This window comes from Anaplasma centrale str. Israel (assembly GCF_000024505.1).
Lineage (GTDB): Bacteria > Pseudomonadota > Alphaproteobacteria > Rickettsiales > Anaplasmataceae > Anaplasma > Anaplasma centrale.
On the sequence record NC_013532.1, the window covers coordinates 1,136,236 to 1,152,584 of the forward strand.

Annotated in this window: 9 protein-coding genes; 3 read left to right on the forward strand and 6 right to left on the reverse strand. The window is 49.6% G+C overall.

Translation table 11 applies throughout. The features are described 5' to 3' along the window. The first annotated feature begins 86 nt into the window (after window positions 1-86). Complete coding sequence (locus tag ACIS_RS04745) at window positions 87-2,312, forward strand: hypothetical protein (RefSeq protein ID WP_238523277.1); 2,226 nt, start codon at window positions 87-89, stop codon at window positions 2,310-2,312. A gap of 1,128 nt (window positions 2,313-3,440) precedes the next feature. Here ACIS_RS04745 and ACIS_RS04760 read toward each other — a convergent pair. From ACIS_RS04760 to rnhA, 6 genes are all read right to left on the reverse strand, one after another. Further along, on the reverse strand, window positions 3,441-4,247 hold the full coding sequence (locus tag ACIS_RS04760) for a phosphatidate cytidylyltransferase (protein ID WP_012881029.1): 807 nt from the start codon (window positions 4,245-4,247) through the stop codon (window positions 3,441-3,443). Between the two features lie 34 nt (window positions 4,248-4,281). Next, window positions 4,282-4,971, reverse strand: a complete 690-nt coding sequence (gene uppS / locus ACIS_RS04765; RefSeq protein WP_041651300.1) for a polyprenyl diphosphate synthase — start codon at window positions 4,969-4,971, stop codon at window positions 4,282-4,284. 22 nt (window positions 4,972-4,993) lie between these two features. Further along, entirely contained in the window at window positions 4,994-5,545 is a 552-nt protein-coding gene (gene frr / locus ACIS_RS04770; protein WP_012881031.1) for a ribosome recycling factor, read from the reverse strand. Window positions 5,546-5,553: 8 nt separating this feature from the next. After that, the gene (gene pyrH, locus ACIS_RS04775; protein ID WP_041651621.1) at window positions 5,554-6,291 is read right to left on the reverse strand and encodes a UMP kinase; all 738 of its coding nucleotides are present in this window, start codon (window positions 6,289-6,291) and stop codon (window positions 5,554-5,556) included. Between the two features lie 190 nt (window positions 6,292-6,481). Then, complete coding sequence (locus tag ACIS_RS04780) at window positions 6,482-9,466, reverse strand: YhdP family protein (protein WP_012881033.1); 2,985 nt, start codon at window positions 9,464-9,466, stop codon at window positions 6,482-6,484. Between the two features lie 30 nt (window positions 9,467-9,496). After that, on the reverse strand, window positions 9,497-9,952 hold the full coding sequence (gene rnhA / locus ACIS_RS04785; protein ID WP_202965497.1) for a ribonuclease HI: 456 nt from the start codon (window positions 9,950-9,952) through the stop codon (window positions 9,497-9,499). Window positions 9,953-10,067: 115 nt separating this feature from the next. Here rnhA and mfd point away from each other — a divergent pair, with 115 nt between their 5' ends. Further along, the gene (gene mfd, locus ACIS_RS04790) at window positions 10,068-13,526 is read left to right on the forward strand and encodes a transcription-repair coupling factor (RefSeq protein WP_049756270.1); all 3,459 of its coding nucleotides are present in this window, start codon (window positions 10,068-10,070) and stop codon (window positions 13,524-13,526) included. Further along, window positions 13,504-16,320 carry a hypothetical protein gene (locus ACIS_RS04795; protein WP_041651303.1) on the forward strand — a complete coding sequence of 939 codons (2,817 nt, stop codon included), beginning with the start codon at window positions 13,504-13,506 and terminating at the stop codon, window positions 16,318-16,320. Before mfd ends, ACIS_RS04795 begins: the two co-directional genes overlap by 23 nt. The last annotated feature ends 29 nt before the right edge of the window (window positions 16,321-16,349 follow it).

A 16,349-nucleotide genomic window follows, 5' to 3' on the forward strand; every position in this document is an offset into this window, starting at 1 on the left:
TATTTATTGACTTTTTAATAGAACACCACTACCTGTATAGCCTAGCGTAACCTTCGTTTGGGACTGGAATGAATAGACAAGCCTTTTTGACAGAACTTCAGCATGCTTGGCACGCTCTTGACTTGCGGACATTGGAATACGCTCTTAGGATGTCCAGCTATGTCACGGAGGCGCTTGAAAGCAGTGACGTCACAACTTTGGTTAGGCAATGCTCAGAGATATTCTTGAGGATACAAGACGACCTTACAGTAACCCAGGATGGCAGAGCTTTACACGAGTATAACAGGTATGTCAGAGATGTGCTGGGAAGGGCGTTGTCGGCATTGTGTGCTATCTCTGCTCTGCACAAAAATGAGGGGTACTTAACCCCATATCGCAGTATTAGGCACATACTTGACAGCAGCGTACCAAGTGCAGAAAAGTACAGGTGCCTTCTGGTGGAATTCATGGAGGCCCTGCAACCCGCAAGAGTGGGGTACTTTCCCGAGGCATACTCAAGTACATCCGTGGGGAGAGTGCGCACAGTGATTATGCGGAACGCAACACAACTATACATTTGCAGTACGACACATGATCGGTACATAAACCAGTTACATGAGTGCTTGTTAAAGATTTTAGAAAAAGTGCCCTTTCTGCTGGCAACTTGTGAGCGCATCTTGTTGGTAAGAGAGCTATTAGCTCGCATTTCAGACATAAACGCACCGCAACCAGCATCTGCGCATGCAGAAAGCCTGCAGCTACGCTATTTGGACTTAGTAACCAAAATTGATTTGGCGTTATCCCGCAGAAGCGAGATTGCCGCGTTGGGTGGTGTACAAGAGCCGGAAATGAGTTTGCCATACGTGGCCAAGCTTTTTGAGATTATTTGCAGCATCTCAATTACCAATCTAGTACAACATCGTACAGAATACCCGGGGCTGCGAGCAACGCTGGAGCAGCTCGTACAATTGGGCAGGGATATCGCCTCTTCCGGATTCCTTAATGCAGAACAGTCAGTAATTTTTGGCGAGGTGCATCTTCCTCTGGTTGAGCGCATGCGTGAACTTTGCAAGCATATAGATAAGTACACCAAGTACGCTACACAAGGGCGGAATGCAGAGGCTATGCAAAAATGGCACGGAGAGATTATGCCTTTGCTGCGCATGGTCTCTGGCCTCACACATGCAGCACAAGTCTCTGAAGAAGATGATACACACGGTAGCGGCGAAATCTTCCGCAAAGTTCGCTTGAAACCGATCTGCCAGCCCAGTGTTACTACACCCCAGAACTCGTCAGACATTGCACGGCACAAGTATAGGAGACGCTGTGTAGATAGGTTTTACAGTGGGCTCTCACACCTAATGTGTAATGTGCATTTCCTTGACAGCGTAATGGGTCAACTAGATGCAAAAATATCGCGCCTGTGCCTGGATGCTGGCACTGGGTATGATAACATCTTATCCGGCAGTCCCAGTGGTGATCGCCTCACTGAGTCCGTATACTGCTACTTGGCCACTCTGCAAGGTACAACACAGGTAACAGTCGGGAACGTGGCGAACTCGAATGCACTCATCGACACCACCGCAGCACTTTTGTCTCACGCACTAGTGATGCTTGATGGGCACCATATATCTAGAACACGTGGCAGCTCTGTGCAGGAGCAGCACAACCATGCACAAAGCATGGTTTGCGGTTCGGATGCTGAAAGCGTACGCAAGCTCAGGTATCTGGCAAAGTTAAGGCAGCACATGGCGTCTTGCGCCCTTGTGGCTCCGCCGAAGCGGCAATCTGCACATGCGGATACCCTGTATATAGATACGCAATCCCACTTTCTGGCTGGTGTACTGGACGAAGGCGTACCAATTGCTCAGGAATTGTACCCTACATTCTCTGCTGTCACGTGCACGCATTATCTTGACACACCACCAGTGGTACAGGAAATGCCTCTTCCACGCGAAATACCGGGCACAGCAGCACGCACGCAATACGTGGCGCATGAATCAACCGCCCGCGATATGTCTATCAGAGGTGCAGTACGCTCTGGTACAAGACTCACACATTGCATGCCGCGTGAAAGCGTCATCAAAAACGCGCACGAGTTTCCGAGCATGCAGGAATACATCACAACACATGCAACTGGTCATGCATCATCTCCAGGATATACGGTCTCAGCCGACAGTGGCGCGAGCGGGCAGAGCGCAGTACCAGTAACAGCATACCTCGACGGCATAGAGTGCTCGGGTAATAGCTTAGGAAATAGTAGCCCCACATCGTCACCACAAGTGGCACACACATTGCAGCACCATGGACATGGGTACACAGCACTTTGGTAAACAGCACACAAACCTTGCATTGTATCCAGCTACACATTCAACAGCGAGCTCATACGCGGTCAATCGGGGTGAAAGCCCTGCGCCACATGTCCTCGCCACAGACGGACAAATAACTGTATCGGAGCCAGATGCACATGCGGGTACAGAAGCTATCCCAATCACACACGCTGCTGGGGTTTCTGAAGTCACAACACGTAATACAACCCCTGAAAGCACAGCCAGAAAGCCCCGTACAACACGCCGAAGGCGCGCGCCGGACGGCAGTCGCTCCACGGCACGGCGTTGTAGGAAGACTCCATATCAAGTCACTCGCCAGCATGACACAGAAGTTTCACATCTGCACCCGGGCCGGGGCGCAGCTGAAGCTCATCAGCTCCCCTTGCGGGACGCAACTGCCCAAAAAACTCATGGATATGCATTTAGGCGGCAATCAGGTGAGTGTGCAAGCAGCAGTGTAATACCTGAAGAGGGCGGTTCTACACAGGGCACACTAGCATCTTCGTCATGTCAAAGTCAGACGGTGCGGCCACGCACGGCACACCACACGTCGCGTGGTTCTGAACAATCGGAGGAGCCAGATGCACGGCACAGCACAACTCTTGCGATCAACGATGTGACGCCAGCCACTACACGTGCACACCAAATCGCGTAGGAGCAGCAAAACAGACACATCACTGCACCGTAGGTTCTGGCGCGCGATCTCATGTGCGTTAGAGCTTCACAAAATGGGTGGTACAATCCGAGAATTTGTATGCAATACCTTGTGCTTGAGCTGCGGCGCCAAAAGCTCGGCGCGCTCGCGAAGCAGCCACGCATAACGTATGTAGCTGTACCTCTAGAACGCAAGCGCAGTATTTCAGGTAAAACGGAGCGCAACTACCATGGTCCACCCGGGCAGCTATCTCCCCCAGCACCCTAATAAACTGCATAAGCTCGTGCCACAAAGCGGTACTGGGGAACGCGCGAGCAGTGGAGGTTCGCAAAGACGCAAAAGACAAATGCCTCATAGCATAGGCGAGCAGCTAGGCAGCAGCACCCAAGTGCTATATGCCGCATACAACTAAGTGGGAAACCGCAGCGTGACAATCGCCCGGTTACCGGCCTGTATTGCGCCGTACACCCCAACTATTAAACATCAGCAAAAAATTTTGACACATGTTGTATATAGTAGGCAACCATGGGAGCGGTGAACATAAATCCATCAACGCGGTCTAGTATGCCGCCATGCCCGGGCACAATGAAACCACTATCTTTGACCTTGCAAAGGCGCTTAATGCCAGACTCGGCAAAATCTCCACACTGTGCAACCACAGCAACTACCACACCGATAAGTAGCGCGTGTGGAACGAAAAATATACCAAAAATGATTGACATCAACAGCGTTACCACGGCGCTAAATGCCATGCCTCCAAGTAAGCCCATCCAGGTTTTGTTTGGGCTGACAGCAGGTAATATTTTGCGCTTTCCGAAGCTTTTGCCAACAAAATACGCGCCTGTATCGGCGCTCCATACACTGAGTATCATCCACAGCAGTATGATGGCCCCGTGAGGCAACGTGTATAGGTACACAGCAGAAGCATACGGCAGCGCAACCACAAAAATCGCAGGAATATAAAGATGCCTACGCCCGCCCGTTATTTGATGCCACTCAAACGCGGATACCATAGACAAGGAGAAGCACACAAGGTAGAACAAACATCCCCCAAAGTACATGCTGCCCAAAAACGCACTAGCCCCTAGCACAGATGTCAATATCCGCAACGGCAGGCTATCGTCGGCCACTGACAGTTTGTGACACAATATTTTTCTTTGTAGTTGCAACATATGGTTACTAGATTTTTTACAAAACTCCCTGATCTTCATGAATCCCCCAAAATACGGCCGCACAGCATCGACGCATAGATGCAGCAGCTCAAAAGACGGCTGATGGGCCACTGACCCACCTTATCGATTATACACACATAGCGGCCTATCTGCCATATTTCCTGTTCCTCGCCAGATAGTTGTCCAGCGCGTTAGAAAAATGTGCAGCGGTAAAATCCGGCCACATGGTATCACAGAAGTAGAGCTCAGCATATGCGAGTTGCCAAAGCAAAAAGTTACTAAGACGCTTTTCGCCTCCTGATCTTATTAGTAAATCAACATCTGGGAGGCCCTTGGTCCACATAAAGCTGTTCAGCATCTCCCCGTCAACAGACTCAATACCGGAATCCAGTGCCGCGTTCACAGCTTGTATTATGTCTTGCCTTGCGCCATAGCTCACCGCAACATTCAAGCACAGAGCGTCGTTGTTGCGCGTCACAGATTGAATGTCGAACATGAGCTCAACCACATCTATGCGCAAGAGCTTCAAATCACCCACAAACCTTATGCTAGCTCCATAATCATCAGCAAGCTTTCGGAGCTCCGGAGAAGACAGATAGCTAGCAAACATACCCATAATGTCGCTAACTTCCTCAGTGTTCCTGAACCAATTCTCCATGGAAAACGCGTACAAAGTGAGATGTTTGATGGAGTGGCCAATACATGCCTCCACAACCTTTTCAGCAGCCGATAAGCCCTTAGTGTAGGCTTCCATCTGCGGTAGTCCCCGACTTTCCGCCCACCTGCGGTTTCCATCCATTATTATGGCAACGTGCCTGGGCAATTTGTGCACCATAGCAGACACCTAAACAGCGCATTTAGCCTAAAATTTCGCTTTCCTTGACGGAAAAGGCATCGCCTATCTTCTTGATGAACGTATCTGTAACCTTCTGTATCTCCGCACTCACAGAGTGGAAATCATCCTCTGAAATCTCTTTATTGTCCTGCATAGACTTGAGCTTGTCTATTGTATCCCTCCTAATGTTACGCACAGAGACTTTCCCCTCTTCAGTAAGCTTACTGAGCATCTTGACCAGATTCTTTCTCACGTCGCTCGTAAGCTCAGGCACCACCAGCCTTATGGTAGTTGCCTCACACGTCATACCAAAACCGAGATTTGACGCATCAATGGCCGCCTTGACATCACCAAGTACGCTTGCATCCCACAGCGAAATCAGTAAGGTCCTGCCAGAGACCGATATACTTGCCACCGTATTCAGCCGCACCTTGTTACCGTAGTAAGTAAGAAACACCCCATCCAACAACGAGGCGCTCACCCGCCCTGTTCTGATACCAGATATGTCGCTCAGAAACATCGAGAAGGTCTTCTCCATCCGCTCCTTGGCACATTCCTTGATCGCATCCGTCATGTCTCCTCCTAGTCAGATATAGTTGTGAACCGCCCCTTGCCCTGTACGGCCTCAAAGAATGCCCCATCCCTGCCCAAATCAAACACTATTATCGGTATGGAGTTTTCCCTGGCCAGCGATATTGCAGCCGCATCCATAATCTTCAAATCGGACGCCAAAAGGTCGTGATACGATATCCTGTCATACCGGATCGCGGAGCCGTCTTTCTTAGGATCGGAGGAGTACACACCATCAACCTGTGTACCCTTGAATATTGCATCGCAGCGCATCTCTATGCCACGGAGCGCAGCTGCAGTGTCCGTAGTAAAGAATGGGCTGCCTATACCCGCTGCGCATATAACCACCCTCCCCTTCTCAAGATGGCTAACAGCGCGCCTCCTGATATATGTCTCACAAACAGCGGTCATCGGCATGGCTGACAGCACCCTGCACTCTACACCCATTTCCTCAAGAGCATTCTGAAGCGCCAGCGCGTTTATTACGGTTGCCAGCATGCCGACATAGTCATTACTGGTCCTTTCAAACCCATCTGAGGTGGACGAACCACGAAATATGTTACCCCCACCTACAACAATACAGAGCTCCACGCCGGACTCTTTCACCTTCTTGAGGTCACGAGACAGCCTTAGTACAACTTCGGGATCAAAGCCAAATCTTTTTTCTCCAACAAGCGCTTCACCTGACACTTTAAGCAAAACCCTAGAATACCGCACACCCTCCGTAGCGGCACCATCATCTACCGACATCTTCAAACGAAACCAGTCCCACAGCCTGGCAAGATTATACAACAACCGAACAAAGACGCAATCTTCCATGCGCAACTTCACCGTGGCGTAGCGCACATACAACACGGATGCACCCTGCAACTGCAGCACACAACCCTGCCTTTCAACCACAGATTGCTCCCGCGTACAAGAGCCCGGCAAGAAGTATCAATTATTGTGCGGCGCGTCCATGTTGTTTCACGTTACCCGCTCCACCTCTTGACTTGTCATCTATAGCTTTGAGTACCCTCTTGAGCAGGTTCGGTGCAAGAATTGACAGGAAGTTCACCGATATATCATGAGCCTTGTCAGTACCCTTGACTTTATAGTCAATAGCGACTACGCCTCTACTGTGCCCGCCAGTTAGCAACTTGCCAATCAAAGGCGTATTCCACACTAATTTGCTAACCGCATATGCGGGCACTATCTGGCCACGCACATCAAAACTTTTCGTGCTGAGGTTTATTTCTCCTCCCACACTTATGCCAAGCTCCACCCCTTCAATCCACGATTCATCAAAACTTACGCGGTTTTCGTTGTAATTGAACGGGACATTAAGCTTGCCAAAGCGTATTCCGCTGCCATTGAGCGTATTACTAATCCCCTGCAGAGATGAGAGAGTTAATATCTGCGCAAGTATGGGCGCGTTCACGATATTAAAATTCGTGAGTGAGAATACACCTTGCGTTCTACCAAGGTGACTGTCCGGGTACATGTATATGGACAGATGTCCACCATCTATAGTATTTACAACATCAACAGCCCTTAGGAAGCTTCCTGCATTTTCTGTACTTACCTCCAAACCTCTGGGTCCGTATTCTATTCTTACTGGCGCATTATCATTGGCAAAATTCGCACTCATCTTCGCATGTAATTTCCCATCGCCATCGTACCCCATACTGAAGAGAACCCGCTTTATGGGCACATTGTTTTTCATGAGCGCGTTGTGCACACGTAAGTCTATCTTAAGCCCACCTTGTTGGCGCGATTCACCGCTCAAAAAAGCCCACAAGTTGGTCTTGCTGAGATCCAAAAACTTGCCACTTAGCCGCAGCACTAGGTTGCCATTTTTTGAAGATTTAACAGAGACTTGCGCGTCTGTTTTTAGGAGCTGTACACGATCGGCCACCAAATTCACACTTGGACCAATTTGTCCACTTAACCGCACGTCTATGCCTTGCCCCTCCAAAGTTGCATTGTGCACCTGTATGCTCGCATTCTCCCCCACCAACGCCGTAAACTTCAGTGTTCTTGCTTGATCACCCTCCTGAAAGTACCCAAGTCCCGAGTACAAGCCTGCAACGTCCAATACGCCATTAACCTTGGTGCTACCATCACTAGAGTGATTGCTGACCCAATCTATTGTTGCCTTGGCATAACCACTAAGACCGACGTGTCGGGCAGCTGCACTGAACTGTTGTATATTGTCTCCGGAAATGTAGCCATCAAACTTGCATGCTATGCGTCCGCCACCACTGGGATTTCCACTTGCAATAAGAGTCATGTCGCGCCCATTCATCTTGCCTTTAATAACTGCTTCTACACTTTCATTGTGAATGACAAGATCTAAGCCTGCACCGTATACATCGAAGCTATTTAGAACCCCACTCACCGCAAGGTTTCCGACTTCAGATGTAATGTAAACGTCGCTGTGCACGTCAGACACCCCAGCCAGATTCGATACTTCGACTATGAACTTAGTATTGGCGACGCCCGATATATTTTCGGCTGCAACCCCAAAGCGCTCCTGCCCATTTGCCGCGACATATATCTTGCTGACGTCACCAAAGGCTCTGCCGCGCACTTCAAGTTTTGCATCATCGCTGCCTACGTCCTTTATGATGGCAACACCCTCAACAGCATCTACGCCCCTGAAGTTGTAATTGCCAGATCGAATAGCCAGCTCGCCCCTATCCAGTAGCAGGCCGCCGTCCACCACATTTACCACACCCAACTCGCTGCTAATCCTGATAGCTGCATCTCTCACATGTGCGCTGAACCGGTAATTGGCTACATTTTTCATGTCGTTGATGTGGCCATGGAAAGCTACCTGGGGCTCCCTGAAAGTGCCATCTACCACGTTATCGCAATACCAACGTTTCAAGTCCGGATATAGCTCCCCAGGCCAGTACCTACACACCCGCTGTGCTTTAAGCTCATAACTACTCACGCTAGCGCTGAGGCGGCCGTCCGTGGCGTCAAAGGAGGCTCGCATCTTGAGCGCCACATCATCCATGAGAAGATTGAAATCAGACAACAAAAGTTCGTGGTCACTGTACTTGGCCTTGACCCGAAAGCCATGCACCGTGACGCTGTCGTGGGGCCCATAGGGAACAGTACCTTTTAGGCTCTGCAAGTCAATATCGCAGTACTCTATCTGGTCACGCGCATCCAACACTATGTCCGCAGCCCCAGAAATCAGCACCTTGTTATACAAAGGCAGCACACCGTTTAGGAACCTAATATACTCGAACAGCGCTGTGTTGAAGTTGTCGCACTTAACATTCAGCGAAATCACACCCTTGTAGTGCTCAGATACCTTAACCTTAACCGATGATGTGCCGCTGGTTAACTCCAGTGAGAAGATTCTACCATCGTATTTCGCTTCGGTCCCAAACGACAGTGAGTCCACCCTGAGGTTTTCACCGTCTTGGTTGCTGAGCAGCATACTCCCCACTCTAACGGGTACACTAGATCTAACAAGCACAAACAGTCTCTCCCGTAGTGCAGAAATTGAAAATGAAGCTCTATCGGCATCTGCCTCTTTGTCCGGGCTAAATGCGCTCAGATAAACCGTAGGAATCTCAACCCGGCTGGCACCCCAATCTCCCCACAAAAACAGGATGCCTACCTTGGAGTAAATAGCAACTTCGGGAATTTCCGTCTTGAGGCCTGATTTCTTGTCAACAATGACAAGCCCCTTCGCAGACAGGAAAAAGTTCTCGTCATCCCTGCGCCAAGATAGTTGAACGTCCTGTATGTCAACATCAGCACCAGCAAAAAATTTGGAGAGCTTGAACTTGAGGTACAAGTTTATGGCGCTAGTGCGGAACTCTATGGTGTCCTTAGTACTGACGTGGTAGTACAGCACTCCCCCAAACGCAAGCACCGCACCTACGAGCAGCAATTTTACACAAGTCCACACTATAGAGTTCATAGAACCTGACAAAAGCCTCACAGCATAAAATCACTTTGGGGCAACCATGCGGCGCTCTGCTTCGCCTCTGGCAAGCATATCAGCCTTTTCGTTATATTCGTCCCCAGCGTGAGCCTTTACCCACCTCCACTCAATACTATGCAGCAAAGTCAGTCTTTCAAGCTCCATCCACAAGTCAACATTCTTTACAGCAGATTTGCTAGATGTTCTCCATCCGTTCAGCTTCCATTTGCGAATCCACTCCGTGATCCCATTCTTCACATAGGTGCTGTCAGTATTAACGCACACGCTGCACGGCCCCGATAAAGCCGCCAAAGCCATAATCACCGCGGTAAGTTCCATTCTGTTATTTGTGGTATCGTCACTGCCACCCGATATTCTGCGCTCCTCTCCGTCACCAAAGCGCAGCACAGCACCCCAACCTCCAGGTCCAGGATTGCCAGAACAGGCACCATCGGTGTATATGGCAACCCTACTTTTCCCCATAAGCACCATACGTCCGTCATTTTTGATTGTATTCCAATACCTCACATAATACAATGACATTCATCGTTAGCCCTAAGGTCTTGCAGCTAGGAGGATGTTTGAGCGGCGCAAGTAGTTGTTTTCTGTGCTCGTGGGGCGTCACCGTAGTGCGCGTGGCCCACTGTTGGGGTTGGTTCGTCATCAGCGCGCGTTCGTAGGCGTACACGTGGGCTCTCTTGAAGTAATCACCGGCGTTGCTCCAGAATTTGGGGACATGCTCATGGCCCAGATGTGCATGGAAGATCGGCACACATCGTTCGTGTTCGTCGTACAGGAAGGCACATCCCTGGCGCATTTGGCAAAAACCCTGAAGTTTTTCGACCGGGAGCGCGATGTGTTTATCCTGCCCAAGTGGGATTCCATTCCACACAAGGGGGTCTCACCCAGTAGCCTGGTCATGGCAACCAGGATGAAGTGCTTGCTTGACATTTCTAATGCCAAGGCCCCGTACGTAATGTTAACAACCTCCGGCGCAGTTGCGCAGAAAGTGCTGCCGGCACACTCTGTGGCCAGTGCCACCATAACAGTTGCACCTGGCGATGGTTTGTCTATGGATGCGCTGGTACAACATCTGGTGGCATGCGGATATACGCAATCTTCCGCGGTGCGCGAAGTGGGGAGCTTTGCAGTACGGGGGGAAATCGTCGATATTTTCCAACCAATAGATAACAAGCCCACCAGGATAGACTTCTGCTACGATGCTGTTGAGTCTATCAGATGTTTCGACCTTGATACGCAAATTACGGATGGAGGCGCGTTACCAAGTTTGGTCATCTATCCAGCATCTGAAGTAATAAAAACCGAAGAAAACTTAAATCGGTTCTACACAAGGTACATGCAGCAGTATCCAAATCCCGATCCGGCATTTGCTGAAGCCATGCTTTCCAGGCAAAAATGCATGGGAGAGGAGCAGTGGCTGCCGCTGCTGCAGGCAGATGAGCTGTCAACCATTTTCGATTATGCCCCAAACGCAAAACTGGTGCTTGCTGAGCAGGCTTCGGAAGAAGTATTGCGGCGCTTGGAAGGGGCGCAGGAGGAGGATTATACGGCACAATCTGCCACAGGAAAAAGCGCTTTGTTCTTGGATTTACAAGGCTACATACAAATTACACGGAGCTTTCACAAGGCCATCTTCTGCCGCTTTGATGCAACATCAGAAAACAATCTCTGGAAGCATCAACAAGTCATATGCTCTTCCAGCAATATTGGCGCTGTGCCGAATTTCAGGTTGCTAGCACAAGAACAAAAGGCTGACGTATTCGCGGTGGCCGCGGATTACATTAACTCCGCACATAAAACTCTAATCCTCGCCTGCTACTCTGAAGGATCACTGCTATATTTCATCGACAAGTTTAAAGCACATGGCATACACATATCCAGAGTGCATGAGTATGCAGGCCCTATAGGCGCGTTCAACGCGGCTGTGCTACCAACAAGTTGTGACGTTGTAACACACGACTTTATTGTGATAACAGAATACAGCCTGTTGAAACGTCAATGCGCGGCCGGTCGCTCCTCTGGCACGGTAGTCAGCGAAGACACCTGCCTTGCAGTAGGAGACGTAGTAGTACACAAGGACTACGGCGTTGGCATATTTAATGCGCTACGCACGCTCAGTGTGTGCGGACATTTACACGACTTTGTCGAAATCCTCTACCGCAATAACGACAAATTCTTCGTCCCGGTGGAAGATATAGACTTGATCACAAAATACGGCACCAATACCGACGTCGTCCTGGATAAACTCGGCAGCACCTCATGGCAGGAGCGCAGCGCCAAACTCAAGAAACGCATCAAAGATATCGCTCAAACGTTGTTACACTCAGAAGCAATGCGCGTACTTGCGGAAGGCAATAAGTTTCTTGCAAATCAGAGGTACTTGGACTTTTGCAAAGAGTTTCCATACGTAGAAACCGAAGACCAGCTCAAAGCAATATCAGAAGTTGAGGAGGATCTCGCCAGCGGCAAGGTGATGGACAGGCTCATATGTGGAGACGTTGGGTTTGGCAAGACGGAAGTCGCACTGCGCGCGGCATTTCTAGTCATCAACGAAGATCCGGCCAAGCAGGTTGCCGTAATCGTCCCCACAACCCTACTATGCAGGCAGCATCTTGCGGCATTCAGAGAGAGATTTCAAAACTACGATATCAACGTTCAGCAGCTTGCACGATCATCCGCCACGCAAAAGTCTAAGGTAAAAAAGGCGCTCGAAAACGGGGATATCAACATAATCATAGGTACGAGTGCGCTTCTCGCAGAAGATATAAGATTCCTAGACTTGAGCTTGCTCATTATTGATGAAGAACAACACTTCGGCGTACAACAGAAAGAACAGCTCAAAAAGCTCAGGAATGATGTGCACGTTCTATCCTTATCCGCAACACCAATTCCCCGAACTCTGCACATGTCGCTTTCCGGGATAAAAAACTTGAGCGTTCTCAGGACCCCACCCATGGGGAGGATGGCCGTAGATATTGCCATCATACAGTACGATGGCAACATCATAAAAACCGCAATTCTAGATGAAGTCAGCCGCGGTGGCAGAGTGTTCTTCACCTGCCCATTTATTTCTGACATTGATGGCGTGTTGGCGGACCTACAAAAACTGGTCCCAAATGTGAAGGTCGAAGTGGCGCATGGCAGAACATCTACCAGGGCGTTGGATAAGATTATGAATGACTTTTTCGATGGGAAGTTCTCCGTCCTCCTGACAACATCCATCATCGAAAGTGGAATAGATATACCTTTCGCCAACACCATAATAGTGCACAATGCTGACATGTTCGGCTTGGCACAGCTGTACCAGCTCAAGGGAAGGGTGGGCCGGAGTACGTTGAAGGGTTATGCCTACTTCATAGTGTCAAAAAAGGCGCTGCCCGATTCACCTGGCATGAAGAGGCTAGAAGCGGTCAGGTCTCTAAATAGCGTTGGGTCGGGCTTTGCCCTCGCTTTACAGGATATGGACATGCGCGGCTTTGGAAATCTGGTGGGGGAAGAGCAGTCTGGCAACATAAAGGAAGTGGGAATTGAGCTGTATCATAAAATGCTGGAGGAAGCCATAGCAGTGTGCCAGGAGCAACCGCACATACAAGCGGGCTGCCACAGCGTAAAAGTGGGCGTAGACGCAAATGTTAGGATTCCTGAATCTTACATCAGGGAGCTAGATCTGCGTATAAGAGTGTACAAAAAAATCAGTAGCTTGAAAACCGCGGAGGAAGCGGATACCTGCTTTGTCGAGCTAGTAAACAGATTTGGCGCGCCACCACCGGAGGTCATGAATTTGCTGAATGTAATGCGCATCAAACAGCTTTGCTCCGCACTCGGCATACAAGAGGTCACGCAAGCGAAGCGGCACGTCACGTTTTCACTGTCGCAGGGCACAGCAGCGCATTCAGGAATGTTGAAACACATAATAGACAACCACGATCTCTTTACCATATGTGACCACAGCGTCAGGATGTCAGTACCCAAGGCATCACAGAATCAAATACTAGAGTATATATTGTCCCACCTTGTGTGCATGGCCGCTGCTTAACCGCAGCCTTAGCGACATTACCCATGGTCTCAAGGCAGTGCAAGAAGGCCCCATGGGCAAGGTTGCTGGTAAGGGTCTAGAGAAGTGTCGTGAGAAGCTTGAAGCAGCATCGCAAAAATGGGTTAACGCTTGGCAAGAGGTTGACGCCCTGAGACTAGCAATTAGTAGGGGTGAACAGGAGCTTGAAGCGGCTAAGGCAGGCGAAGGCGAAGCATGGTCTCCAAAAGGTGTGGAAAGCAATGCATTCTACAGTGCATTAAACACAATAGGTCAAAAGATTGCAGATGCAGCTCAGGCTACCTGGGAAGGCTTGGCTATAACTGGTAAGTTCATAGGTAACGCCGCAAAGATTGCTGGTGTAGGCGCCCTATGTACAGCAGCAATCCTGACTGCTATGGTACCTGTGGTGAGCCTACCAATGTTTGCAGCAATGGGGATCAGTCCCACTGCTGATGCTTGGATACAAAACAAGATAGAGAAGGCAGAAAAATTCGTAGATGACCAGATGAGTGATGCAGCTCGCAGCCTCGTAGCTTCAGAGCTGGTCACAGCTGTAAGTGGTGCACTCGTGGCAGTGGGAGCGGGCTTCCGGTACATATTCACACCAGTTCATAACGCCATCAAGGGTTCTGTAGAACAAGACCTTACTGTAAAAGAAGGCTTAGAACAGATCAAGGAAGACGTAAAAGAAATAGGCATCACGGCTAAGCTCAATGCTGTTGGTCAAGCCATGACACACGCTGGGGTTTATGCAGTCGTTGCCATAAGACAGGGCTTCAGTGCTGAAACCCGTAACTCGCTGAAGCAGGGCATAGAAGCAGTATATAACTCCATCAAGGAGTTTGTAACAGGCCTAGCTGCCCCAATCGGCTCATACGACGCTGTAGAGGAAGCTATTAACCGGGAAGCTACAAAGATACAGAAGACAGAAGTAGATGTAGATGCAGTAAAAGCTCCTTCCCTAGTAACTAACCTGAAAAACGCAGGTGTAATAACTGCAGAGGAAGCACAACGTCTTGAACAGCCAGCTCCTAGCATATCTTCAGTTGCAAGGCGTCTAGGATACGGCGCTCAAGCTCTCGCAGAAGTTATGGGGGAAGAACTTAGCCAAGACGCAAAAGACCTGGCTGCCGAAGCTACACCTGCAGAGCGTGAAGCTGTAGACAATGCTATACAATCTGTAGTTTCAGCTGTACAAGATGGACAAGCACCTGAGCCAGAAGCTGTAATCGCAGCTATGGACAGTACTGTTGAAAAACCAGCACAAGACAGAGGTGTAGAGCAAGCATCACAATCCAAGGATGGTATAGAGGGCATTGATCAAGATGCCCTCAAAGAAGCAGCTGAAGGCTTTACTGGTGCAGTAGAGGCAGCAGAAGGACAGGTTGCCCCATTAAATACCGCAGAAGTTGCTGGTAAGGGTCTAGAGAAGTGTCGTGAGAAGCTTGAAGCAGCATCGCAAAAATGGTTTAGCGCTTGGCAAGAGGTTGACGCCCTGGGCACAGCAGTTAGTAGGGGTGAGCAGGAGCTTGAAGCGGCGGCTAAGGAAGGCGAAGGCGAAGCATGGTCTCCAAAAGGTGTGGAAAGCAATGCATTCTACAAGGCATTAAACACAATAGGTCAAAAGATTGCAGATGCAGCTCAGGCTACCTGGGAAGGCTTGGCTATAACTGGTAAGTTCATAGGTAACGCCGCAAAGATTGCTGGTGTAGGCGCCCTATGTACAGCAGCAATCCTGACTGCTATGGTACCTGTGGTGAGCCTACCAATGTTTGCAGCAATGGGGATCAGTCCCACTGCTGATGCTTGGATACAAAACAAGATAGAGAAGGCAGAAAAATTCGTAGATGACCAGATGAGTGATGCGGCTCGCGGTCTCGCAGCTTCAGAGCTGGTCACAGCTGTAAGTGGTGCACTCGTGGCAGTGGGAGCAGGCTTCCAGTACATATTCACACCAGTTCATAACGCCATCAAGGGTTCTGTAGAAGAAGGCTTATACAAGATCAAGGAAGGCGTACAAGAGACCAACCAAAGCATCATGGCTAAGTTCAATGCTGTTGGTCAAGCCATGACACACGCTGGGGTCTATGCAGTCGCTGCCATAAGACAGGGCTTCAGTGCTGAAGCCCGTAACTCGCTGAAGAAGGGCATAGAAGCAGTATATAACTCCATCAAGGAGTTTGTAACAGGCCCTACCGCGCAGAAATTCTACGAGTCCATAACTGCCCCAATTGGTTCATATGAAGCTATAGAGGCAGCTTTAGATGTAGCAAACGCTCCTTCCCTAGTAACTAACCTGAAAAACGCAGGTGTAATAACTACAGAGGAAGCACAACGTCTTGAACGACCAGCTCCTAGCATATCTTCAGTTGCAAGGCGTCTAGGATACGGCGCTCAAGCTCTCGCAGAAGTTATGGGGGAAGAACTTAGCCAAGACGCAAAAGACCTGGCTGCCGAAGCTACACCTGCAGAGCGTGAAGCTGTAGACAATGCTATACAATCTGTAGTTGCAGCTGTACAAGATGGACAAGCACCTGAGCCAGAAGCTGTAATCGCAGCTATAGAAGGCGCAGCTATGGACAGTACTGTTGAAAAACCAGCACAAGACAGAGGTGTAGAGCAAGCATCACAATCCAAGGATGGTATAGAGGGCATTGATCAAGATGCCCTCAAAGAAGCAGCTGAAGGCTTTACTGGTGCAGTAGAGGCAGCAGAAGGACAGGTTGCCCCATTAAATGCCGCAGAAGTTGCTGCCGCACAGGGGCATCAACAGTCATCAGGTATGAGTAGGTAAAAGGGGTGTCCGCTAGAAACTGTAGGCTG